Origin of the sequence: Pararhizobium arenae (assembly GCF_001931685.1) — a bacterium.
In the GTDB taxonomy this organism is placed as follows: Bacteria; Pseudomonadota; Alphaproteobacteria; order Rhizobiales; family Rhizobiaceae; genus Pararhizobium; species Pararhizobium arenae.
Window position 1 is genome coordinate 311899 of record NZ_MOOY01000008.1, and the last position, 21683, is coordinate 333581.

Annotated in this window: 18 protein-coding genes and 1 tRNA gene; 14 read left to right on the forward strand and 5 right to left on the reverse strand. The window is 60.2% G+C overall.

Annotated features, from left to right (window positions below; all coding sequences use genetic code 11):
* Window positions 1–176: 176 nt before the first annotated feature.
* From BLX89_RS19165 to bcsN, 7 genes are all read left to right on the forward strand, one after another.
* Window positions 177–623, forward strand: a complete 447-nt coding sequence (locus BLX89_RS19165; RefSeq protein ID WP_075292545.1) for a phasin — start codon at window positions 177–179, stop codon at window positions 621–623.
* A gap of 169 nt (window positions 624–792) precedes the next feature.
* Window positions 793–869: transfer RNA gene (locus BLX89_RS19170), tRNA-His, on the forward strand.
* 173 nt (window positions 870–1042) lie between these two features.
* Window positions 1043–1948: a GGDEF domain-containing protein gene (locus BLX89_RS19175; RefSeq protein WP_075292546.1), complete on the forward strand. Its 906-nt coding sequence runs from the start codon at window positions 1043–1045 to the stop codon at window positions 1946–1948.
* Window positions 1949–2173: 225 nt separating this feature from the next.
* Window positions 2174–4438 (forward strand): UDP-forming cellulose synthase catalytic subunit, encoded by a 2265-nt coding sequence (gene bcsA, locus BLX89_RS19180; RefSeq protein WP_083637691.1) that lies wholly within the window; start codon window positions 2174–2176, stop codon window positions 4436–4438.
* Window positions 4431–6770 carry a cellulose biosynthesis cyclic di-GMP-binding regulatory protein BcsB gene (locus BLX89_RS19185; RefSeq protein ID WP_075292547.1) on the forward strand — a complete coding sequence of 780 codons (2340 nt, stop codon included), beginning with the start codon at window positions 4431–4433 and terminating at the stop codon, window positions 6768–6770. The genes bcsA and BLX89_RS19185 overlap by 8 nt, the downstream gene beginning before the upstream one ends.
* Window positions 6763–8868 carry a tetratricopeptide repeat protein gene (locus tag BLX89_RS19190; RefSeq protein WP_075292548.1) on the forward strand — a complete coding sequence of 702 codons (2106 nt, stop codon included), beginning with the start codon at window positions 6763–6765 and terminating at the stop codon, window positions 8866–8868. Before BLX89_RS19185 ends, BLX89_RS19190 begins: the two co-directional genes overlap by 8 nt.
* Complete coding sequence (gene bcsN / locus BLX89_RS19195) at window positions 8865–9824, forward strand: cellulose biosynthesis protein BcsN (protein WP_075292549.1); 960 nt, start codon at window positions 8865–8867, stop codon at window positions 9822–9824. The genes BLX89_RS19190 and bcsN overlap by 4 nt, the downstream gene beginning before the upstream one ends.
* A 2-nt stretch (window positions 9825–9826) precedes the next feature.
* On the opposite strand, the gene BLX89_RS19200 is transcribed toward bcsN, so the two are convergent.
* On the reverse strand, window positions 9827–10708 hold the full coding sequence (locus BLX89_RS19200) for a LysR family transcriptional regulator (RefSeq protein WP_075292550.1): 882 nt from the start codon (window positions 10706–10708) through the stop codon (window positions 9827–9829).
* 9 nt (window positions 10709–10717) lie between these two features.
* Window positions 10718–11053, reverse strand: coding sequence for a putative quinol monooxygenase (locus BLX89_RS19205; protein ID WP_075292551.1), 336 nt, complete (start codon window positions 11051–11053; stop codon window positions 10718–10720).
* Window positions 11054–11160: 107 nt separating this feature from the next.
* Here BLX89_RS19205 and BLX89_RS19210 point away from each other — a divergent pair, with 107 nt between their 5' ends.
* A complete protein-coding gene (locus BLX89_RS19210; RefSeq protein WP_075292552.1) occupies window positions 11161–12657 on the forward strand; it encodes a CoA-acylating methylmalonate-semialdehyde dehydrogenase in 1497 nt (498 codons plus the stop codon).
* A 136-nt stretch (window positions 12658–12793) separates the two neighbouring features.
* Here BLX89_RS19210 and BLX89_RS19215 read toward each other — a convergent pair whose 3' ends face one another.
* A complete protein-coding gene (locus BLX89_RS19215; RefSeq protein WP_075292553.1) occupies window positions 12794–13828 on the reverse strand; it encodes a Fe(3+) ABC transporter substrate-binding protein in 1035 nt (344 codons plus the stop codon).
* Between the two features lie 262 nt (window positions 13829–14090).
* Between BLX89_RS19215 and rirA the strand changes: the two genes are divergently transcribed.
* Window positions 14091–14555, forward strand: a complete 465-nt coding sequence (gene rirA / locus BLX89_RS19220; RefSeq protein ID WP_075292554.1) for an iron-responsive transcriptional regulator RirA — start codon at window positions 14091–14093, stop codon at window positions 14553–14555.
* A 69-nt stretch (window positions 14556–14624) separates the two neighbouring features.
* Here the strand turns inward: rirA and BLX89_RS19225 are convergent, their stop codons facing one another.
* Together BLX89_RS19225 and BLX89_RS19230 are read right to left on the reverse strand one after the other, a co-directional pair.
* Window positions 14625–14993, reverse strand: a complete 369-nt coding sequence (locus tag BLX89_RS19225) for a response regulator (protein WP_083637693.1) — start codon at window positions 14991–14993, stop codon at window positions 14625–14627.
* 99 nt (window positions 14994–15092) lie between these two features.
* The gene (locus BLX89_RS19230) at window positions 15093–15803 is read right to left on the reverse strand and encodes a helix-turn-helix transcriptional regulator (protein ID WP_075292556.1); all 711 of its coding nucleotides are present in this window, start codon (window positions 15801–15803) and stop codon (window positions 15093–15095) included.
* A gap of 482 nt (window positions 15804–16285) precedes the next feature.
* Between BLX89_RS19230 and BLX89_RS19235 the strand changes: the two genes are divergently transcribed.
* From BLX89_RS19235 to BLX89_RS19255, 5 genes are all read left to right on the forward strand, one after another.
* Window positions 16286–17881 carry an ABC transporter substrate-binding protein gene (locus tag BLX89_RS19235; RefSeq protein WP_075292595.1) on the forward strand — a complete coding sequence of 532 codons (1596 nt, stop codon included), beginning with the start codon at window positions 16286–16288 and terminating at the stop codon, window positions 17879–17881.
* Between the two features lie 101 nt (window positions 17882–17982).
* Window positions 17983–18987, forward strand: coding sequence for an ABC transporter permease subunit (locus BLX89_RS19240; RefSeq protein ID WP_075292596.1), 1005 nt, complete (start codon window positions 17983–17985; stop codon window positions 18985–18987).
* A 9-nt stretch (window positions 18988–18996) separates the two neighbouring features.
* Window positions 18997–19887: an ABC transporter permease subunit gene (locus BLX89_RS19245; RefSeq protein WP_075292557.1), complete on the forward strand. Its 891-nt coding sequence runs from the start codon at window positions 18997–18999 to the stop codon at window positions 19885–19887.
* Window positions 19887–20741: an ABC transporter ATP-binding protein gene (locus BLX89_RS19250; RefSeq protein WP_075292558.1), complete on the forward strand. Its 855-nt coding sequence runs from the start codon at window positions 19887–19889 to the stop codon at window positions 20739–20741. The genes BLX89_RS19245 and BLX89_RS19250 overlap by 1 nt, the downstream gene beginning before the upstream one ends.
* On the forward strand, window positions 20738–21565 hold the full coding sequence (locus tag BLX89_RS19255; RefSeq protein WP_075292559.1) for a dipeptide ABC transporter ATP-binding protein: 828 nt from the start codon (window positions 20738–20740) through the stop codon (window positions 21563–21565). The genes BLX89_RS19250 and BLX89_RS19255 overlap by 4 nt, the downstream gene beginning before the upstream one ends.
* The last annotated feature ends 118 nt before the right edge of the window (window positions 21566–21683 follow it).

Below are 21683 nucleotides of genomic sequence, written 5' to 3' on the forward strand. Positions count from 1 at the left end.
GGGTAGGGTCCAGCTTTCCGGCCGCCCGGCACAGCCTTTCGTCCCGCAAGGTTAACGTGGCTGCCTTGCATATTGTGCAATGCACAAAATGTTGCATTGCACAATATTTTATATTATATCTTAGCCATCAACGAAACAGGAGCCTCGAACGAGGCCAAGCACCAAGGAGCGCAGACATGGCTATCAAGAAGACCGAAGACGCATTTTCCCTCAATGCCTTCGACCCCGCAAAGATCAGCGACGCATTCCGCGAGTTCGCGGAGAAGGGCGCCGTTCAGTCCAAGGAAGCGTACGCCAAGATGAAAACCGCTGCCGAAGATGCAACCAAGACCGTTGAAGCGACGCTTGAAAGCGCCCAGTCCGGCACGGTCGAAATCAGCTTGAAGGCGATCGACGCGCTCCGCACCAATGCCGAAAGCTCGCTGTCCCACATGGAAGCGCTTCTTGGCGTCAAGTCGCTGTCCGAACTCTTCGAACTGCAGACCGCGTTCATCCGCAAGCAGGCCGAGCTTGCCATGGAGCAGGCGAAGTCGATGCAGGAAGCGACCAAGAAGGTCGCTGAAAACGTCGCAAAGCCCAGCAAGGAAGCCGCCGAAAAGGCAATGGCGAACTTCAAGAAGTAAGCCTTCCCCAGGGATTGAAATTCACGGCCGTCGCTCTCCGCGACGGCCTTTGACGTTTGTGAGGACGCTTGCCGTCAGGTTTTTCACAGTCCCGTGCAAGTTAAGGCTTGCAAAAAATCCGGACTGCTTCTATTTCACCCCCCGAAAGCGCATTGCGTTTTTCGATCGTGCGGTTGTAGCTCAGTTGGTTAGAGCGCAGGTTTGTGGCACCTGAGGTCGGAGGTTCGAGACCCCCCAACCGTACCATTTCTCCCTGAAAGAAAATCCCTGCCTTTGGGCGTGGAATTCGACCCTGGATGCTCCATCTTACCCATAGGCATCTACTCCAGCTTGTATTCGTTAAAATCCCGCGGAAAAATTTAGGGAAATTTTCGTTCTGGTTGGTGAGTGTCTGGCGGCAAGACTGCAAGGGAAATGTTATGAGCTCTAAAATTTCGGCGACCAAGACCCGGCTTTTATCGTCTCTCACCTTCAAGATTTTCGCGGTATGCTTCGCCTCCACCCACATTCCCCTGATCGCCCTTGTGGTCTTCCTGCTGCTCGGGTTCGATAGCAATCCGGCACCCGTGCTTGGAATCATTCTTGCCGCGACCCTGATCGGCACGATCTTCTGCCTCGTCACGCTCTGGCTGATGCTGAGACCGCTGCATGATGTCTCGGAAGCCGTGCAGAAATATCGCGCGGTCGGCGCCATTCCGCAATTGTCGAGCAGGCGCAAGGATGAAGTCGGCGTCGTCGCCAACGGCGTCACCAAGTTGATCGCCGATCTCGACGGCACGCTTGCGCAACTGCGCGTCCAGGCTTCGACAGACACGCTGACCGGCCTTGGCAACCGCCGCTGGTTCAAGGAGATCGGCACGCTCGAAGTGGTGCGCGCCGCCAGGGAAAATCAGGTCGTATCCCTGATTGTCTTCGATCTCGATCATTTCAAGTCCATCAATGACGAGTTCGGTCACGAGGTCGGGGATCGTGTGCTGATCGCAGCCGGCGCCGTTATCGAACAGAACCTGCGGCCCTATGATGCGGCCGCCCGGATCGGTGGCGAGGAGTTCTGTGTGCTGCTGCCACGGACGCCAGCGAGAGATGCGGTTGCGATCGCGGATCGCCTGCGCCTCAGCCTCGCCATTCAGACCGTGCCGCCGCTGGCGGCGGGGAGGGTCACGGCAAGTTTCGGCGTCTATTGCGGCGATGCCCGCAACGAGACGCTGGAGGACATGATGGCGGCTGCCGACAAGCAGCTTTATGCCGCCAAGAAAGCCGGGCGCAATACCGTCTTCTGGGGTACCGCCAATCCCAAGGATGGATCGCTTCGCAATCAGCGGTGAGGTGGACAACCCCGGATTTTCAGGGGAAAGAGGCTGAAAATAGTCTCCTGAACCCCTCAAATCTTGAAGCGGGTTGTAAACCTTATATTTACCTCATCCTGTGTGCTTTTCGCACATGCACTCGCCATTAGGATTCTGTTGACCCTTGGCCCCTAGGTTCAGGCTGTTCGATGTAGAACCGGCTCGATGAAGCGCCGCCTGACATGACTATGGGGAATAGGGCACATGAAGTGCATCAAATTTCTGGCGGTTCCCGCCGGAGCACTCGGCTTGCTGCTTATTTTGCTGCCGATGAGTTTGCAGGCCCAGCTCATGCTCAGCTGCGCCGTGCTGGGTGTCATGTTTATCGGCATGACCCGTCCCGAGAGCGCAACCTTCCGCGTCGTCACGCTCGTCTTCGCTGGCATCATCGCGCTGCGCTACGGCTTCTGGCGCACGACCGAAACGCTGCCGGACATTTCCGAGCCGCTGAACTTCATTCCGGGCTTCCTGTTGTATCTCGCGGAAATGTATTGCCTGGCGATGCTGGCGATCAGCTTTTTCATGGTCATCGAGCCGGTCAAGCGCAAGACGCCGGACATGGGCGAGGCGTCCAGCCTGCCGACCGTCGATGTCTTCATCCCGAGCTATAACGAGGATGCCGAGCTTCTCGCCATCACGCTCGCCGCCGCGAAGTCGATGGCCTATCCCAAGGACAAGCTGAACATCTTCCTGCTGGACGATGGCGGCACCGATGCCAAGCGCAATCACAAGGACCCGCGCGTTTCCGTCGCCGCGATCCGCCGCCATGAGCAGCTGAAAGCGCTCTGCAATGCCATGGGCGTGACCTACCATGCCCGCCAGCGGAACGATCACGCCAAGGCCGGCAACCTCAACGAGGGCCTTAAGATCTCGACCGGCGAACTCGTGGTCGTCTTCGATGCGGACCATGCGCCGGTGCGCGACTTCCTGCGCGAGACCGTCGGCTTCTTCGCCAAGGACGAAAAACTGTTCCTCGTCCAGACGCCGCACTACTTCCTCAATCCCGATCCGCTGGAAAAGAACCTCAAGACCTTCGCGCGCATGCCGTCGGAAAACGAGATGTTCTACTCGATCCTGCAGCGCGGGCTCGACAAATGGAACGCCTCGTTCTTCTGCGGTTCCGCTGCCGTTCTGCGTCGCTCGGCGCTGGAAACGACGGATGGTTTCTCCGGCCAGTCGATCACCGAGGATTGCGAGACAGCGTTGTCGCTGCATTGCCAGGGCTGGCACAGCGTTTACGTCGACAAGCCTCTGATCGCCGGCCTGCAGCCGGAAACCTTCGTTTCCTTCATCGGCCAGCGCGCTCGCTGGTGCCAGGGCATGCTGCAGATCCTCATCCTGAAGCGGCCGTTCCTTGCGAAGGGCCTGACGATCCCGCAGCGTATCTGCTATGCCGGCATCAACATGTTCTGGCTGTTCCCGATCTCGCGGCTGGCCTTCATGTTCTCGCCGCTGCTCTACATCTTCTTCTCGCTGGAAATTTACCGCGCCAACATCCTGGAGTTCGCCTCCTATGCGGTGACCTATCTGATCAGCTCGTTCGCCATGCAGAGCTATCTCTATGGCCGGGTGCGCTGGCCGTGGATTTCCGAACTTTATGAGTATGTGCAGGCCGTCTTCCTGTTCGGCAGCATCATCAGCGTGGTCAGAAACCCGCGCAAGCCGACCTTCAATGTCACCGCCAAAGGCCAGACGCTGGACAAGAGCATGCTGTCGCCGCTGGCCGCCCCTTATTTCGCGATCTTCTTCCTGCTGCTCGCCGCCGCCCTCTATTCCGGCTACCGGCTGCTGACGGAGCCGGTAGCAGGCGAGCTTTTGATGATCGTCGCCATGTGGAACCTCATCAATCTCGGCCTTGCCGGTGCAGCGCTTGGCGCGATTGCAGAGCGTCGCGAATTGCGCCGGAACCAGCGCCTGCCGGTCAAGCGCCACGCGCTGATGCATATCGGCGAAGAGCACCACACCGTCATCATTCAGGATGCTTCCAGCGGCGGCATCTCCGTCGAGTTCGTCGATGGCACGCCGAAGCTGGACGCTTCCGCTGCCACCAAAGCGAAGGTGGAGCTGCGTCGCGGCGGCCAGGCCATTCTGTTCGATGTCGTCTGCCGCTCGCGCCGGGTGACGAACGGAACGACGGTTGCCGGCTTTGCCTATAGCGAGCGCACACCGAAGACCGTCATGGCCATTGCAGAGCTGATGTATTCCGATCAATCGGTGCTGCAGGATCGCCTCGTGCGCCGCCAGATCCGTCGCAACTTCTTCTGGGGCACCAGCCGCTTCGCCCTCTGGAGCATCACGGAATCGCTGCGCGCCATCCAGTACAGCGCCGGCCTCGTCCGCGAGACTATGGTGAAGTCCTTCGAGGATGCGCCGCTGGTGCTGAACGACAACAAGGTCATGCCCTTGCCCCCGGCACCCCGGCCGGAAGAAACGGCACCCGTTCTTCAGGGAGGCCAGCTCTATGGCTAAGCTCATCACCACCGTCATGGCCCTGTCGCTGCTCGCCAGTGTCTCGGCTCAGGCACAGAGCCTGCTGGATGACGCGCCGATTGCCGTTGGTGCCCAGCCGGGGGAGAGCGAAAGCATTCTCTCGACACGCCCGGCGGCATCTCCGGTCGCAGACCAGCGCCAGCCCGGTCTCGTCCCTTTCGAGCAATCCTCGGCATCCTTCAAGCTCTCGGGCGAGGATGACAACGGCCGTTTCACCTTCTTCCTGTCGCAGCCACAGGCCGCCGCGGGTGGTAAGCTGGCGCTTTCCTATCGCAACGCCGTTTCTGTGCTGCCGGATAGCTCCGTCGTGGATATTACCGTCAATGGAAAGCCGGCTGGAAGTTTCCCGATCGCAGCGCCCAATGGCTTCAAGCGCAACGACATCGCGCTCGATCCGCAGATGCTGGTCGCTGGGCGCAATCAGGTCGATATCCGGGCACGCCAACATCACCGCGTCGATTGCTCGCTGGAGGCGACCTACGAACTCTGGACCGAGTTTTCGCCTGTTCAAACCGGTTTTGTTGCCAGCGGCGCGCCTAGCTTCAAGACACCGGACGATCTCCTGACCGTATCGCGCAATGCCCAGGGCCGTACGGATATCCGTCTGGTCGTACCGCAGACGTTGAACGCCGAAATCCTCAATGATGCAGCGCCGATGCTGCAGACATTGGCGCTGTTCCTTGGACGTGACGATATTGCCGTCACCATCTCCGACAAGCCGGGCACAGGCCCGGGCATCGATCTCTACGCTTTTTCAGATCGCAATCGCCGGCTGATGCCGGAGGCGACCCGCTCGCTCGGTTACGGTTTCTTCGTTGGCAAGGCTGCCGAGCCCGGCCGCGCATCAGTGACCCTTCACGGCGCAACCCATGCCGATATGGAAAGCCGCCTGCTCGCCGCCATCCGTGGTCCGATGAAGGCAAGCCTTGATGGCAGCCTGAAAGCCGCGAACCATGGACGCATCACCGTTCAACCATCGACCACCTATCGTCTCGCCGATGCCGGTTATGAAAGCCGTGTCTTCGCCGGCCGCCTGTCGCGCACCGGTTTCGACATGGTCATGCCGTCCGATTTCTATCCGGGCGATTATGCGACCATTGGGCTGAAACTGCATGCGGCGACATCGCCGGGCCTCAACTACACCGCCCAGTTCCTCGTGCGGGTGAATGACCGTGTCGTCACCAGCTATCCGTTCCGCAAGTCGGAGGGTGAGCAGTTTGATGGCAAGCTGATCGAACTGCCGCTGCGCGCCTTCCGGCCGGGCATCAACAAGGTCGAACTTATCGCCGAATTGCCGATCGAGGCGGATGCGGCCTGTGCACCGGATGCGCGCAAGGATGACCAGCCGCGTTTCGTTCTTCTCGACAAGACGGAAATCACGGTGCCGGCGCTCGCCCGTGTCGGCAGGCTCCCGGATATCGCAGCCCTCACCGGCAATGGTTATCCCTTCGCGGAAGGAAAGCCGTTTGATGTCGTGATCGAGCGGCCGGATGGCCAATCCGTCGGCGCTGCCTTGACCGTGCTGTCGCGGCTGGCTGTTGCTGCCGGCAGCCCGCTGTCGGCGGATATGCAGATGGGCAAGGGCAAGGCTTCGCCATCGCGTAACGCCCTTCTGATTACGACTGACAACGCCTTTGCCGATCTCGGCGCGTCCGGCAAGACTGCGTTTTCGGAAAACTTCGATGAGACGGGACTTGATCCGTTCCGAACAGCGGCGATCGCTGACGATACCTCCGAGACCATCGCTTCAGCCACTGACAGCACCGACAATTCATCCGAGTTGCTCGATGCCTTCCACAAGTCGACGGCGGTGCCGAGCAGCGAACGCTCTGCTACGACACTGGTTGGCGAATGGGCGGCGCGTGCTGCCAGCCGCTTCGGCACCTGGCTCAATTATCAGGACAATGACAATTCGCTCGCCTCCCACGGCGCGACGGATGATCTCGTCACCCTGTCGCAGCAGCCTTCGACGACAGGGGAGGCAACCTGGACGGTGTTGCGCGCACCTTCGCCGTCCGATCTCGCAGCCGGTGTCCAACGTCTGGTCGATCCGTCGGTCTGGAACGGGCTGGATGGAGGCTCGGTCGCAGTCGAAACGGCGAGCCTCGATGTCCGCGCGCTGCCGGCGGCAACCCGCTTCATCACCGGTGTCGATGATCGTAGCCCCGGCAATCTGCGCCGCCTCGCAGCCGCATGGTTCTCCGATAATTTCCAGTTCTACGTCCTGCTGATCGTTGCCGCGATGGGGCTCTTCGCCCTCTGGCTCGGCTGGCTCATTCCGCGCAAGGGAGCGCAGTCCGACAATGACTAAGTCCAGACAGGCTGCTCATCTGCTCGTCTTGCTCTCCGCCGCGAGCCTGCTGGTGCCGATGACGGCACGGGCGGCAGATTCCACGGCTCTCCTGACCGAGGCTGCCGGCTCGTTTCGCCTTGTCGATCAGGCCATCGATACCGCCACCTCCGGCTCCATTGAGCGCGAGCCCGATCAGGCTTCTTCCGAACCGGCCGTCACGGACGATCCGACGCAGCCGGACGAAGTGGAGCTTGCGGCTCTCTATTATTACGCGGATGAAGGCCAGCAGGAGAGGGTAACGGCGGAGACGGAACGCCTGCGCTTCAAGTATCCGAGCTTCGAGCTTCCCGAAGATGTCTTTCTGCCGAAGGCGGCGCGCGGCACGGACGAAAGCTCCCTGTGGGCGCTCTACGATAAGGGCGATTTCACCGGCATCGACGCGGAGATGATCCGCCGCAAGACCGCAACCCCCGACTGGGAGCCGACGACCGATTTTTCGTCAAAGCTTGCCCGCAAAAAGCAGCGGGTGCTGATGACGGAAGCGGCAGGGCAGAAGAATTGGACGGGGGTTATCAACGCCGGCGCGGCCATCGATCCGGCAAGCGAAACGGAAATCGACCTTCTCTGGACCCTGATCGATGCCTATGCGGCAACCGGCATGAAGAAGCAGCTTGCCGACGTCTACCGCGGTATCCTGCTGCGCAGCGACGAGGCGCGGCTGCCCGATGCCGTGCTGGTCACGACGCTGCAGAAGGCCGTGCGGGACTTTCCAGCGGCGGAGGTCAAGGCTGTCATCGATCGCCTCGCGACCACGCCGTCGCTACAGATCGCGTTGCAGCCTGTTTCCTTCGATCTCCTGCGCAAGTCGGTCGCCGATTTCAACGCCGATGCGGATCAGACCAAGCCGCTTGCCGAGGATGTGCTGGCTCCACTCGTCGAAGCAACGGACAAGGCTCCGCGCAGCGAGGACATGGCGCTGCTCGGCTGGTACTACCTGAAGATCAAGCAGCCTGCAGTCGCTGCCGACTGGTTTCAGAAGGCGCTCGACAAGAAGGCCGATGCGGAAAACGCCAAGGGGCTGTATCTCAGCCTCGCCGGGCAGAATCTCGAGGAAGAGGCCTATGAGGTCGCTGCCAGGCATCTGCAGGACCTCTCGGCCGATCCCGAGTTCCTGATGAATGCGCTGTCGCTGCGGTTCGCGAAGCCGGATACGGCGGCGATCGATGAGAAGATCGTCGCCTCCTATTCGACGACCATTCTCCAGACACTGAATGCCGATCATGCCGAAATCCTCGCCTGGTATGCCTATAATTCGAAGCAGTACGAAGCGTCCGCCGCCTGGTTCCAGAAGTCGCTGGACTGGAAGCCGGCCGCTGCGCGTGTGAAGGGGCTGGCGCTTTCCTATCTCCGGCTTTCGGAAAAGAAGGACTATGCGGCGCTTCAGGAAAAATACGCCGCCGCCTATCCCGATATCTGGGCCGAGATCAAGGTGGCGGTACCACCCAAGGGCCGTCAGGCGGCGGATGTCACGCGCCCGCGCGCCGTCATCCAGGCAAATTATCTGCGCAACTTCCAGGCCAAGCGCTACGGCGATTGCGTGGCCGATATCATGAACCTGCAGGCGCGTGGCCAGCTGACGCCCGATGCTGCCCTGATCGGCGGCTGGTGCTATCTGAGCCTCGATCGTCTCAGCGAAGCGCGCGCCTCCTTCGGCGTCGCGCTGAAAAGCGGAGGCAAGGCGGAGGCCGATGCGGCTTACGGCACGGCGCTGACGCTGCTGCGCGCCAAGCTGACGGATGATGCCGATGCCATCCTTGCGACCTATCAGATGACCCCGGCACGGGATCGTGAAGTTCGTGCGGAAATCTACGTGCAGCGTGCCCGCGCGGCTTTCGACAGCAAACAGTATCAGAAGACACTGGATGCGCTGAATGCCCGTGCGAGCTTGATCGCCGAACCTGCCGATCTCAGCCAGTTGCGGGGCTGGGCCTATTATCATCTCGGAAATCGCGGTGTCGCCAATCAGGTGTTCCGCCGCCTGAGCGAGCATATGGCGGATGCGGGCGTGGCCCGCGGTCTCGCCGCAACCAGCAGGACGGGAGAACGCGGCCAATGAAACACCTCTATTCCGGCCTGCTGCTACTGGTTCTGATTGGCTGCACCAGCGTCGATGATCCTTTCCTGAACGCCACTGCTCCCAGCGCGGGAGGGCCTGCTCTTTCGACGTCAGCGTCGCGGGAGGTCGCACTTGCCTCGCTGCCGGTTGCCGGCGGAGCTTCTGCAGTGCGCCAGACCGTGCGGGACGGCGAGGCGGAACAACTCATCGTCTATCCGAACGCCACGACCATCCCGGGTGAAAACCTGCTTACGGTTTCAGCCGGATCGTCAGCCAAGGCGCGCCGTGCCCCGTCGCGCGATGTGCTGATGGCCGAGATGCGCAAGGTCTTGCCGGGCGTGCGCATGTCCATCAATCCGGCCATCGGTGAAAACAGCTATGGCGTCTTCGGCTATGCCACCGGTGTCTTGCCGGGCAATGGCAGCTGCCTCTATGCCTGGCAGGTGACGCCGCAGCGGGCAAAACCCTCCCTGTCGAGCAGCGAACGCGCCGCAAGCATCCGCCTGAGATATTGCAGCACGGCCAGTTCGGAAGAAAAGATCGTCGGCCTGATGCGCGGCTTGCGCCTCAGATCGATCGACGCCGACACCATTGATGGCCTGCAGATGGCAGCCGGAACCGGTATCGGCGATATCGAGATGTTTGCGGCTGAAACGCCCGTACCTCCGCGTGGCGCACGCCGGGAGATTGCTCGTGCGGCTGTTGTCGAGGAGGAGGCGGCCACGCCGGTCACGGCCATCGTCCACGAACCGAAGCCGATGGAAACCAAAGCGGCTGCTGTCGAGCAACCGGCTGAAAAGCCTGTGGTCGTTGCCAACCCGGTGAAGGTTCCGATGCCGGGAGATGCAGCGGCCCTTGCTGAAGCAGAGGACGAAAGCAGCCCGCCGTCGGCCGAGGTTGTGGAAAGCGCGCAGGTGCCCTTACCCGGCAAGCTGCTGATTGCGACGACCAAATAGAGCTACAAGAACATCGCGTGTTCCGCCGCCACCAGTTCCTGGATGAAATCGGCGACGGTGCGGACGCGGACGAGATCGCGGGCGCTTTCGTGATAGGTCGTCCAGTAGGCGCGGCGGATTTTGATGTCCGGCAGGACACGGGTAAGTTCCGGGGCCTGCCGGGCGATATAGTCGTGCAGGATGCCGATCCCGGCGCTGGACCGAACGGCCTCGGTCTGGCCGGTGGCGCTTGAGATTTCGAAGCTCGCATCCCAACTGCGCATGACCTCGCCGGTAAAATTGAGCGAGGCAGTGAAGATCAGGTCCTCGACATAGCCGATCCGTCGATGCACCTTCAGGTCTTCCACGGTTTCAGGCGTTCCGTTTTCCGCAAGGTAGCTGCGTGAGGCATAGAGGCCGAGCGTGTAGTCCGTGAGTTTCGAAGAAACGAGCCGGCCCTGTTCCGGCCGTTCCAGCGTGATCGCGATATCGGCTTCTCTCTGCGACAGCGAGAAGGAGCGGGGGACGGGAACGAGCTGAATGCGCAGTTCGGGATAGCGCTCCGTGAGTTTGCCCAGCCGTGGGGCAAGAAACGACACGCCGAAGCCGTCGGGTGCGCCGATCCGCACGGTGCCGGCAATGGCCGTGTCCGTGCGGCCGAGATTGGCCTGCACCGCCAGCATCTCCGTTTCCATGCGCTCTGCCGAACCGAGAAAAACTTCGCCTTCCGCCGTCAGCTCGCAGCCATTGGTGCGGCGCACGAAAAGCCGTGTCGCCAGCGCCTCTTCCAGTGCCGTCAGCCGGCGGGAGAGGGTAGCGTGATTGACGCCGAGCCGTTTCGAGGCAGCGAGTATTTGCCCGGAGCGGGCAACGGCGAGAAAGATGCGGACGTCATCCCAGTTCATGGTAATGTCTCAGAAGAAGGATGTGAGCCGGTCCAAGGCCTTGCCGCGCATCATCACCGGATCGACCTCCACAAGCTTCAGCGCCTTCACCATCTCAGCCGTGCCCGTCTTGTATTTCAGGAAATGCGGCGTCTGTAGGTGGGCTTCATAGGCTGCCCGGTCTGCATAGACTTCGAGGATGCGGATATGCTCGGGGCGATCCCTGTCCGATACAGCATGCAGCATCAGCACGCCCGGCTCGGTGTCGACGGATGCCTCGATTTCTTCCGTAAGCATTGTGCGGTAGGCGTCGAGTTGTGAAACGTCGATGTCCAGTTCCGCAATTCTGACGACCTGATCACCCATTATCGCGCCTCGTGACTTTAATTTCTGCACAACGGATGCTTATTCCATTCCATTGCTTTGTGCAAATTGAAGCGTAAAATCCGCGCCAACAACACGGAGGAACACCCATGTACGAGATCGGTCATTTCATCGGCGGCAAGCGCGTTGCCGGCACGAGCGGACGCACCAGCAATATCTACAATCCGGCAACCGGTGACGTGCAGGGCACGGTTGCGCTGGCCAGCGACGCGGAACTCGCATCTGCCGTTGCCAATGCCAAGGCCGCACAGCCGGCCTGGGCCGCTACCAACCCGCAGCGCCGCGCCCGTGTGTTCATGAAGTTCGTTCAGCTCTTGAACGACAACATGAATGAGCTTGCCGAAATCCTCTCCCGCGAGCACGGCAAGACCATCGAGGATTCCAAGGGTGATATCATTCGCGGCCTCGAAGTCTGCGAATTCGTCATCGGCATTCCGCATCTCGCCAAGAGCGAGTTCACCGAAGGCGCCGGCCCGAACATCGATATGTATTCGATCCGCCAGGCCGTCGGCGTCGGTGCCGGCATCACGCCGTTCAACTTCCCGGCCATGATCCCGATGTGGATGTTTGCGCCGGCCATCGCCTGCGGCAATGCGTTCATCCTGAAGCCCTCCGAGCGCGACCCGTCCGTTCCGATGCGCCTTGCCGAACTGATGATTGAAGCGGGCCTGCCTGCCGGTATCCTCAACGTCGTCAACGGCGACAAGGGCGCGGTCGATGCGATCCTGACGCATCCCGATATCTCCGCCGTCTCCTTCGTCGGTTCGACGCCGATTGCCCGCTATGTCTATGGCACGGCGGCGATGAACGGCAAGCGCGCCCAGTGCTTCGGTGGCGCCAAGAACCACATGATCATCATGCCGGATGCCGATCTCGATCAGGCGGCAAACGCTCTGATGGGTGCCGGTTACGGTTCGGCAGGCGAGCGCTGCATGGCAATCTCGGTTGCCGTTCCGGTCGGCCAGGAAACCGCCGATCGCCTGATCGCCAAGCTGACGCCAATGGTCGAAAGCCTGCGTATCGGTCCCTATACGGACGAAAAGGCCGACATGGGCCCGGTCGTCACCAAGGAAGCCAAGGAGCGTATTCTCGGCCTCATCAACAAGGGTGTGGAAGAGGGCGCAAACCTCGTCGTTGACGGTCGCGATTTCAAGCTACAGGGTTATGAAAACGGCCACTTCGTCGGCGGCTGCCTGTTCGATAACGTCACGCCGGACATGGACATCTACAAGACCGAAATCTTCGGCCCGGTTCTCTCCGTCGTTCGCGCGAAGAACTACGAGGAAGCGCTGGATCTGCCGATGAAGCATGAATACGGCAACGGCGTTGCGATCTACACCCGCGACGGTGACGCTGCCCGTGACTTCGCCAGCCGCATCAACATCGGCATGGTCGGTGTCAACGTTCCGATCCCGGTTCCGCTCGCCTATCACTCCTTCGGCGGCTGGAAGTCCTCGTCCTTCGGCGACCTCAACCAGCACGGCACGGATTCGATCAAGTTCTGGACCCGCACCAAGACGGTCACCAGCCGCTGGCCGTCCGGCATCAAGGACGGCGCCGAGTTTGTCATGCCGACGATGAAGTAAGCTGTTTCCTACTCCCCGCGCGCGGGGAGTAGGAACGCCAATGCCTCAAGCCGGCCTGAGCATTCAAGGAACGGTTAAACAAAAAAGGCAGCGCCCTCGCGGACGCTGCCTTTTGCTTAAGCGGTAATGTCTTGGCTTACATCGCCGGGCCGTCGTTGTACCCGACCTTGTCCACCAGCTCGGACGCCTTCTTCCGGTTACCGGCGATGTCGGCGAGCGGAAGCGGGTCTGGGTTGATCTGGCCGAAGGACTTCACGATCTCCGAAGGTTCAGAGCCCGGCATTACCGGATATTCGAAGACCTGTTCGGCATAGATCTTCTGTGCTTCGCCGGACGCGAGGAATTCCATCAGCTTGATGGCGTTGTCCTTGTTCGGAGCGTTCTTGGCGAGCGCGACGCCGGAGATGTTGACGTGGGTCCCGCGATCCTTGCTGTTGGGGAACAGCACCTTGATGGCGCCGGCCCACTCCTTCTGCTCCGGCTCCTTCTCGTTGGTCATCATCAGACCCACATAGTAGGAGTTGCCGAGCGCGAGATCGCATTCGCCGGCAAAGATGGCCTTGGCCTGGTCGCGATCACCACCGTCCGGCTTGCGTGCAAGGTTGTTCTTCAGATCGGTTATCCACTTTTCGGTATAGGCTTCGCCGTGATGGGCGATCATCGAGGCAAACAGGCCGATATTGTAGGAGTGTTGACCGTCGCGGGTGCAGATCTTGCCCTTCCACTTCGGATCGGCAAGTTCCTCGTAGGTGATGTCGTTCTGGGCCACACGCTCCTTGGAGGCGTAGACGACGCGGCCGCGGGTGGTCAGCCCGAACCAGTTGCCATCCGGGTCGCGATAAGTGGCCGGAATGTCCTTGTTGATGATCTCGCTGGAAACCGGCTGGGTGACGCCGCCTTCCTTGGCCTCGGTGAGGCGGGCGATATCCACCGTGAGGATCACGTCGGCGGGGGAGTTGGCACCCTCTGCCTGGATGCGCTCTACAAGCCCCTTGTCGAGGAAAAGAACATTCGGCGTGATGCCGGTTTCCTTCTGGAACTGGTCGAGCAGCGGCTGGATCAGCTCCGGCTGCCGGTAGGAATAGATGTTGACCTCGCCATCGGCGTAGGCCGCCGTGGCGGAGGCCGTTGCAAGAAGCACGGACAGAATGGTGGAGCGAATTGGGTTCATGGTTGTTGCCTCTCCCAGTTGTTTTTAAACCTAACCTAATTAATCACCTTTTGACCGGCGCTCCGTTTGTCGTCAAGATGAAAAGGGGGGAGAATCACGGGAATATGATCTTTGCCGTTTTTTGGAATTGTTCCAAACTGCAATAAGCCCTATATGTGTGGGAGGTCTTCGCGCCGAAACCTCTCGCGCGCAGCAGCAAAACGGATTGTGACCGCGGGCGCATGGCCTAAGGCGGGATCATCGTCCAGAGCCGGAGTATATGATGCGCCTGACGAAGCAGACGAACTACGCAATCCGCATGCTGATGTATTGTGCCGCCAACGACGGCAACCTGAGCCGCATCCCGGAGATCGCCAGGGCCTACGGTGTTTCTGAGCTTTTCCTCTTCAAGATCCTCCAGCCTTTGAACAAGGCCGGCCTTGTGGAAACCGTTCGCGGTCGTAACGGCGGCGTGCGCCTGCCTCGCCCCGCCGACCAGATCACCCTGTTTGATATCGTCAAGGTGACGGAAGACAGCTTTGCGATGGCGGAATGCTTCGAGGCCGGTGAAATCGAATGTCCGCTCGTCGACAGCTGCGGCTTGAATGCGGCCCTGCGCAAGGCGCTCAACGCCTTTTTCGAAGTCCTGCAGCAGTACACGATCGACGATCTCGTCAAGGCCCGTCCGCAGATCAACTTCCTGCTGGGGCTCGAGCCTAATCCCAAGACCCAGATCGCAGCGGCCTGAACGGTACGCGGTTAAAACAACAAAGGGCCCGGCAGAGAATGTCGGGCCCTTTGTTGTTTCTAAGTTTGATTACGCGCGGGTCAGATATTCCCGCAGGATAAATTCGATGGCGGTCGGGTCCATCTCTGCCTTGTCCAGACGGAAGTCCACCCCGTAATCCTCGAATTTCTGGAAGTAGGGATCAGCGAGCGAGGACGAGATGACGCCGATCGGGCCGATGAAGCCGCTTTGGCGCATCGCCGGAACTGTCTCGCGAAAATCACGTTGCGGCTGAAGCCGGTTGTCCATCAAGACCATCGACACGGTCTTGCCGGATGTGATGAAAGCCAGCGCATCGTCGATCGTTTCGCAGTAGTGCAACTCGATTTTCAGGCCGGTGATCTTCCTGATCAAACCACGCAGGATAAGATTTTCAGCCGGATCATCGTCTACGAGCAATATGTGAATTGGTTCTAACATCTGATCTTGACTGTTCGGGGTTGCTGACGAATCTGAAATCTAAGCTTTGTGTCGGGTTTTAGGCCTCGCGGCTCTCGATTATTGAATAATCTGTTCCCGGATCGCCTTCGCGACCATCTGGGTGCGGTTGACGACATCGAGTTTCTTCAAAATGGTCGCCGTGTGCGAATTGACCGTGTGTTCGGAGACGGAAACGATCAGTGCGATTTCGCTTGCGGTCTTGCCATGGGAAATCCAGCGAAGAATTTCGGTTTCGCGCGGCGTGAGCCCAAGTCCCGTCTTGTTCGACAGCACCTGCCGGTAAAAGTAGTCGAAGGCGCAGGTTGCGTCGTAACAGAGTTCAAAATGCTCCTGGCGGGAAATGTCCTCGATGTCGCCGAGGAATAGCACCGCATATCGCGCTCCGTTGGTCCCGTGGACCGCCACGCACAGCAATATGTCGAAGCCAAGTTGAGCCAGCAGATTGCTGCCATTGCCGAGATGCGGGTCATCCGCACGCCAGACGGAAGAAATGACCGATTTATGCAGGCTACGAAACACGACGGAATCGCCGAACCGGTGACGCTTGTCGTATTCCTCCGCAAGCCCGGAGGGCAGATCGTGCAGGACGAGGCGGTTGGAGAGCATGCAGGCATCCGCTTCGCTTCCCAACTGCAGGATGCCGAAATGCTCGAAACCGAACCGCAGCGTCATGGTGTGAAATATTCGGAAAAAATCGACGCGGTTCAGCGCCTTCTCAAGATCGCTGTCGAAGTCGTAACGCCGATGGTTTTTCACCAGATTTGCCACGAATCGAAAGCTCCCCCAGCCCGTAATTCTCAGAGCCAGTTTAGCTTGCGATCAGCCATATGCAACTGCTTCATGGGGTTAAACCAGAAGGTGAATCTTGCAGGAGGTGCGGGAGAGGGAGTGGGAGGACCGTTGTAGAAGGTTTGCAAGTTCCCCGCCTGGTACGTGCAAGCCGGCCAGTCCTCCCGGCCCCGCGAGAATGCTTATGTCACAACCGGCATTTCCGCTCCATCCGTGTAGTTTGGGATTGACTTTTAAATCAAGTTTTCATCGATTCGGTTTTCTCCCGCTTACGTTCACGGCAAAAAGTCGTGTATAGCGTCGATCAAGTCGTTTTGAGAAGAATTTTCCAACTGGACAAATAATCTGAGAGCCTTATTGCAAAGGGTCGTTAAATGTCGTTCCATCCGGCCTTGACCGGACGCAACGTCGTTCAGCGTCAAAAAAACACGAGAACAAAGAACAAAGCTGGGAAGCTCACTATGAAAAAGCTGACTACTCTGATCGCGGCGACGGCGCTTGCCTCGCTGATGGCGACAGCCGCCTGGTCTAAGACCTTCGTTTATTGCTCGGAAGCGTCGCCGGAAGGCTTCGATCCCGGTCTCTACACCGGCGGCCAGACCTTCGACGCGGCTGCCCACACGGTTTACAACCGTCTGGTGGAATTCAAGCGCGGCACGACCGAAATCGAGCCTGCGCTGGCCGAGAGCTGGGAAATCTCCGCTGACGGCAAGGAATACACCTTCAAGCTGCGCCCGGGCGTGAAATTCCAGACGACCGACTATTTCACCCCGACCCGCGAACTGAATGCAGACGACGTCATCTTCTCGTTCGAGCGCCAGTACAAGGCCGACAATCCGTGGAACAAGTATGTTCCGGGCGCGTCCTGGGAGTATTTCTCGGGCATGGGCCTGCCGGACGTTCTCGACAAGATCGAGAAGATCGATGACCTGACGGTCAAGATCACCCTGAAGCGCCCGGAAGCGCCGCTGCTCGCCAACCTCGGCATGCCGTTCATCTCGATCGTTTCCAAGGAATATGCCGACAAGCTGCAGGCTGATGGCAAGATGGAACTGATGAACCAGCAGCCGCTGGGCACCGGTCCGTTCACCTTCGTCGCCTATCAGCCGGATGCGGCCATCCGCTACAAGGCCAACCCGGACTATTGGGGTGGCAAGCAGGCGATCGACGATCTGGTCTTCGCAATCACCACGGATGCTGCCGTTCGCGCCCAGAAGCTGAAGGCCGGCGAATGCCACCTGATGTCCTATCCGAACGCTGCCGACGTTGCTGAACTGAAGGCTGATCCGAACCTGCAGGTTTCCGAGCAGGCCGGTCTGAACGTTGCTTACCTCGCCTACAACACGACGATTGCTCCGTTCGACAAGGTTGAAGTCCGCAAGGCCCTCAACATGGCGATCAATCGTCAGGCGATCGTCGATGCGGTCTTCCAGGGTGCGGCCACCGTTGCCAAGAACCCGATCCCGCCGACAATGTGGTCGTATAACGACGCCGTCGTAGATGACAAGTTCGATCCGGAAGCGGCCAAGAAGATGCTCGCCGACGCTGGCGTCTCCGATCTCAAGATGAAGATCTGGGCCATGCCGGTTGCCCGTCCGTACATGCTGAACGCGCGCCGTGCAGCTGAACTGATGCAGGCCGACCTTGCCAAGATCGGCGTCACCGTCGAGATCGTCTCCTACGAATGGGCCGAGTACCTGAAGCTGTCGTCCGCCAAGGACCGCGACGGCGCGGCTATCCTCGGCTGGACGGGCGACAACGGCGATCCGGACAACTTCCTCGACACCCTGCTCGGCTGCGATGCCGTAGGCGGCAACAACCGCGCGCAGTGGTGCAACCAGGAGTTCGACGAGCTGGTGACCAAGGCGAAGGAAACGTCCGATATCGCCGAGCGCACCAAGCTCTATGAACAGGCGCAGGTCGTCTTCAAGCGCGAAGCGCCGTGGAACACGCTGGACCACTCGCTTGCCGTCGTTCCGATGAGCAAGAAGGTTTCCGGCTTCGTTCAGTCGCCGCTGGGTGACTTCGTGTTCGAAGGCGTGGATATCGCCGAGTAAAACTAACGACGAAAAAGGCACGCCGCAAAGAGCGTGTCATGACCGGCGGCTCGAAGACATTCGGGCCGCCGGTTTTTCAAAGAAAGAAGGGATTGGCTCCCATGTTGCGCTTTATCTTCGGACGGCTCGCCGTCCTGATCCCCACGTTCCTCGGGGTCTCGCTGATCGCGTTCTCCTTCATCCGACTTCTGCCCGGCGATCCGGTCATGCTGATGTCGGGCGAGCGCGTCATGTCACCGGAACGCCATACCGAGCTGATGAACCAGCTTGGTCTCGATCGCCCGATGTATGTCCAGTATTTCGATTATCTCGGCGGTCTCCTGACCGGCGACTTCGGCTCGTCGATCGTCACCAAACGGCCCGTGCTCGATGACTTCGTAAACCTTTTCCCGGCAACGCTGGAACTGTCGCTCTGTGCGATCATCCTTGCCGTCGCCCTCGGCATTCCGGCCGGCGTTCTCGCAGCTGTCAAGCGCGGTACCTGGCTCGATCAGACGATCATGGGCTCGGCACTGGTCGGCTATTCGATGCCGATCTTCTGGTGGGGGCTGCTGCTCATCATCTTCTTCTCCGGCTACCTCGGCTGGACCCCTGTTTCGGGCCGCATCTCGCTCATGTATTTCTTCCCGCAGGTGACCGGTTTCATGCTGATCGACAGCCTGATCTCGGGGCAGGCGGGAGCGTTCAAATCGGCGCTTACCTATCTCATCCTGCCGACCATCGTGCTGGCGACCATTCCGCTGGCGGTCATCGCCCGCCAGACCCGCTCGGCGATGCTCGAGGTGCTCGGCGAGGATTATGTCCGAACCGCGCGCGCCAAGGGCATGTCGCCCTTCCGCGTCATCGGCGTCCATGCACTGCGCAATGCGCTGATCCCGGTCATCACCACCATCGGCCTGCAGGTCGGCGTCCTGCTTGCCGGCGCGATCCTGACGGAAACGATCTTCTCCTGGCCGGGTATCGGCAAGTGGATGGTCGATAGCGTCTTCAAGCGCGACTACGCGGTCGTACAGGGCGGCCTGATGCTCATCGCCGGCATGATCATGCTGGTCAATCTTCTCGTTGATGTGCTCTACGGGCTCGTCAATCCGCGTATCCGGCACTAGGAGGCGCACATGACTGTTGTCGAAACAACGAAAAACCCGCCGACCGGCATTGCCGAGTTCTGGTTCTATTTCTCCCGCAACAAGGGTGCGGTGATCGGTCTTGCGGTCTTTCTGATCATCCTTTTCATGGCGGTCTTTGCGCCCTTCGTGGCGCCGCATGATCCCAGCATCCAGAACCGCGAGATGCTGCTGCTGCCGCCGGTTTTGTCCGAAGGCGGGCAAGCGAGCTACTTGCTCGGTACGGATGCCGTCGGCCGTGACATCTTCTCCCGCCTGATCTACGGCGCGCGCTTTTCGCTGTTCATCGGCGTGATCGTCGTCACTTTGTCGGTCATTTCGGGCGTTCTGGTCGGTCTCGTCGCCGGCTATTTCCGCGGCAAGGTCGATACCGTGATCATGCGCGTCATGGATATCATCCTGGCGTTTCCGTCGCTGCTGCTGGCGCTGGTGCTGGTTGCCGTTCTCGGCCCGGGCCTCGTCAATGCGATGATCGCGATCTCGCTCGTCAACCTGCCGCATTTCGTGCGCCTGACGCGCGCCGCCGTCATGACGGAGCGCGCCAAGGACTACGTCATCGCGTCCAAGGTTGCCGGTGCCGGCACGCTTCGCCTGATGTTCCTCACCATCCTGCCCAATTGCCTTGCACCGCTGATCGTCCAGGCAACGCTCGCCTTCTCCGCGGCGATCCTCGATGCGGCGGCTCTTGGCTTCCTCGGCATGGGCGCCCAGCCGCCGACGCCGGAATGGGGAACCATGCTCGCCGAAGCCCGTGAATTCATCCAGCGCGCCTGGTGGGTGGTGACCTTCCCCGGTCTGGCCATTCTCATCACCGTTCTCGCCATCAACCTGATGGGCGACGGCCTGCGCGACGCGCTCGATCCCAAGCTGAAGAGGTCGTGATGTCCCTTCTCGAAGTTGAAAACCTGGTCGTCGAATTCCAGACGGCCTCTGGCCCCTTCCGCGCCGTCGATGGCGTCTCGCTCAAGGTGAACGCTGGCGAAGTTCTGGCGATCGTCGGCGAATCCGGTTCGGGCAAGTCCGTCTCCATGCTCGCCGCCATGGGCCTTCTGCCCTGGACCGCGAAGGTGACGGCCGACAAGCTGACCTTCAACGGTCGCGACATGCTGGCCATGTCCGACAACGACCGGCGCAAGATCATCGGCAAGGATATCGCCATGATTTTTCAGGAGCCGGTCGCGAGCCTCAACCCGTGCTTCACGGTCGGCTTCCAGATCGAGGAGGTTCTGCGCTTCCACACCGATCTCGGCAAGAAGGCGCGGCGCGATCGCGCCATCGAACTGTTCAATGCTGTCGGCATTCCGAACCCGGAAGAGCGCCTCGGCCATTACCCGCACCAGATGTCGGGCGGTCAATGCCAGCGCGTGATGATCGCGACTGCGCTTGCCTGCAATCCGAAGCTCCTGATCGCCGATGAGCCGACGACCGCGCTCGACGTGACAATCCAGAAGCAGATTCTTGATCTGCTGATGAGGCTGCAGGCCGAGCACAACATGGGCCTGATCATCATCACCCACAACATGGGCGTGGTGGCGGAAACCGCAGATCGTGTCATCGTGCAGTACAAGGGCCGCAAGATCGAAGAGGCAGACGTTCTGTCGCTGTTCGAAAGCCCGAAGAGCGCCTATACCAAGGCGCTGCTTTCGGCATTGCCGGACAATGCGACCGGCGACCGCCTGCCGACGATTGCGGAGTTCCTCACCGACCAGCAGATCTTTGAAGGAGCCGTGCGATGACCCCCGTGCTCGAAGCGCGCAACCTCAAGCGCGATTATCACATCCCCGGCAGCCTGTTCAAAAAGGCCCGCACCGTGCACGCCGTCAAGGGCGTCAGCTTCTCCGTAGAACAGGGCAAGACCCTTGCCATCGTCGGCGAAAGCGGCTGCGGCAAGTCCACGCTTGCCCGTATCGTCACCATGATCGATCCGGCAACCTCGGGCGACATGCTGATCGACGGCCAGAAGGTGGACATCGCGCGCGAGACGCTGACGTCCGACATGCGCCGCAAGGTTCAGATCGTGTTTCAGAACCCCTACGGCACGCTCAATCCGCGCAAGAAGATCGGCGATATCTTGACCGAGCCGCTGATCATCAACACCGACATGAAGGCGGCTGATCGTCAGGACAAGGCGATGGCCATGCTGAAGAAGGTCGGGCTGGAGGAGAAGCATTACGGGCGCTACCCGCATATGTTTTCCGGCGGCCAGCGCCAGCGTGTGGCGATCGCCCGCGCGCTGATGCTCAATCCGCGGCTTCTGGTTCTGGACGAACCCGTTTCGGCGCTCGATCTTTCGGTGCAGGCACAGGTTCTCAACCTGCTCGCCGACCTGCAGGACGAGTTCCAACTGACCTACGTCTTCATCAGCCACGACCTTTCGGTGGTGCGCTACATCGCCGATGACGTGATGGTCATGTACTACGGCGAAGCGGTCGAGTACGGCAGCCGCGAAGAGGTCTTCGCAGACCCCAAGCACAGCTACACCAAGACGCTGTTTGCCGCGACGCCGCGCGCCGATGTCGAGAGTATCAAGGCGCGGCTTGCGAAGAAGAACGCAGCATAAGCTGCTGGAATGGGAAGAGGTCGTCCCTTCTTGGATGATCAAACTATGAGATAGTTGTTTCTGCCGGGCGGGCGGCCACCCGCCCGGCAGCTGGTTGTCGGATCGTCACCTTCTCAGC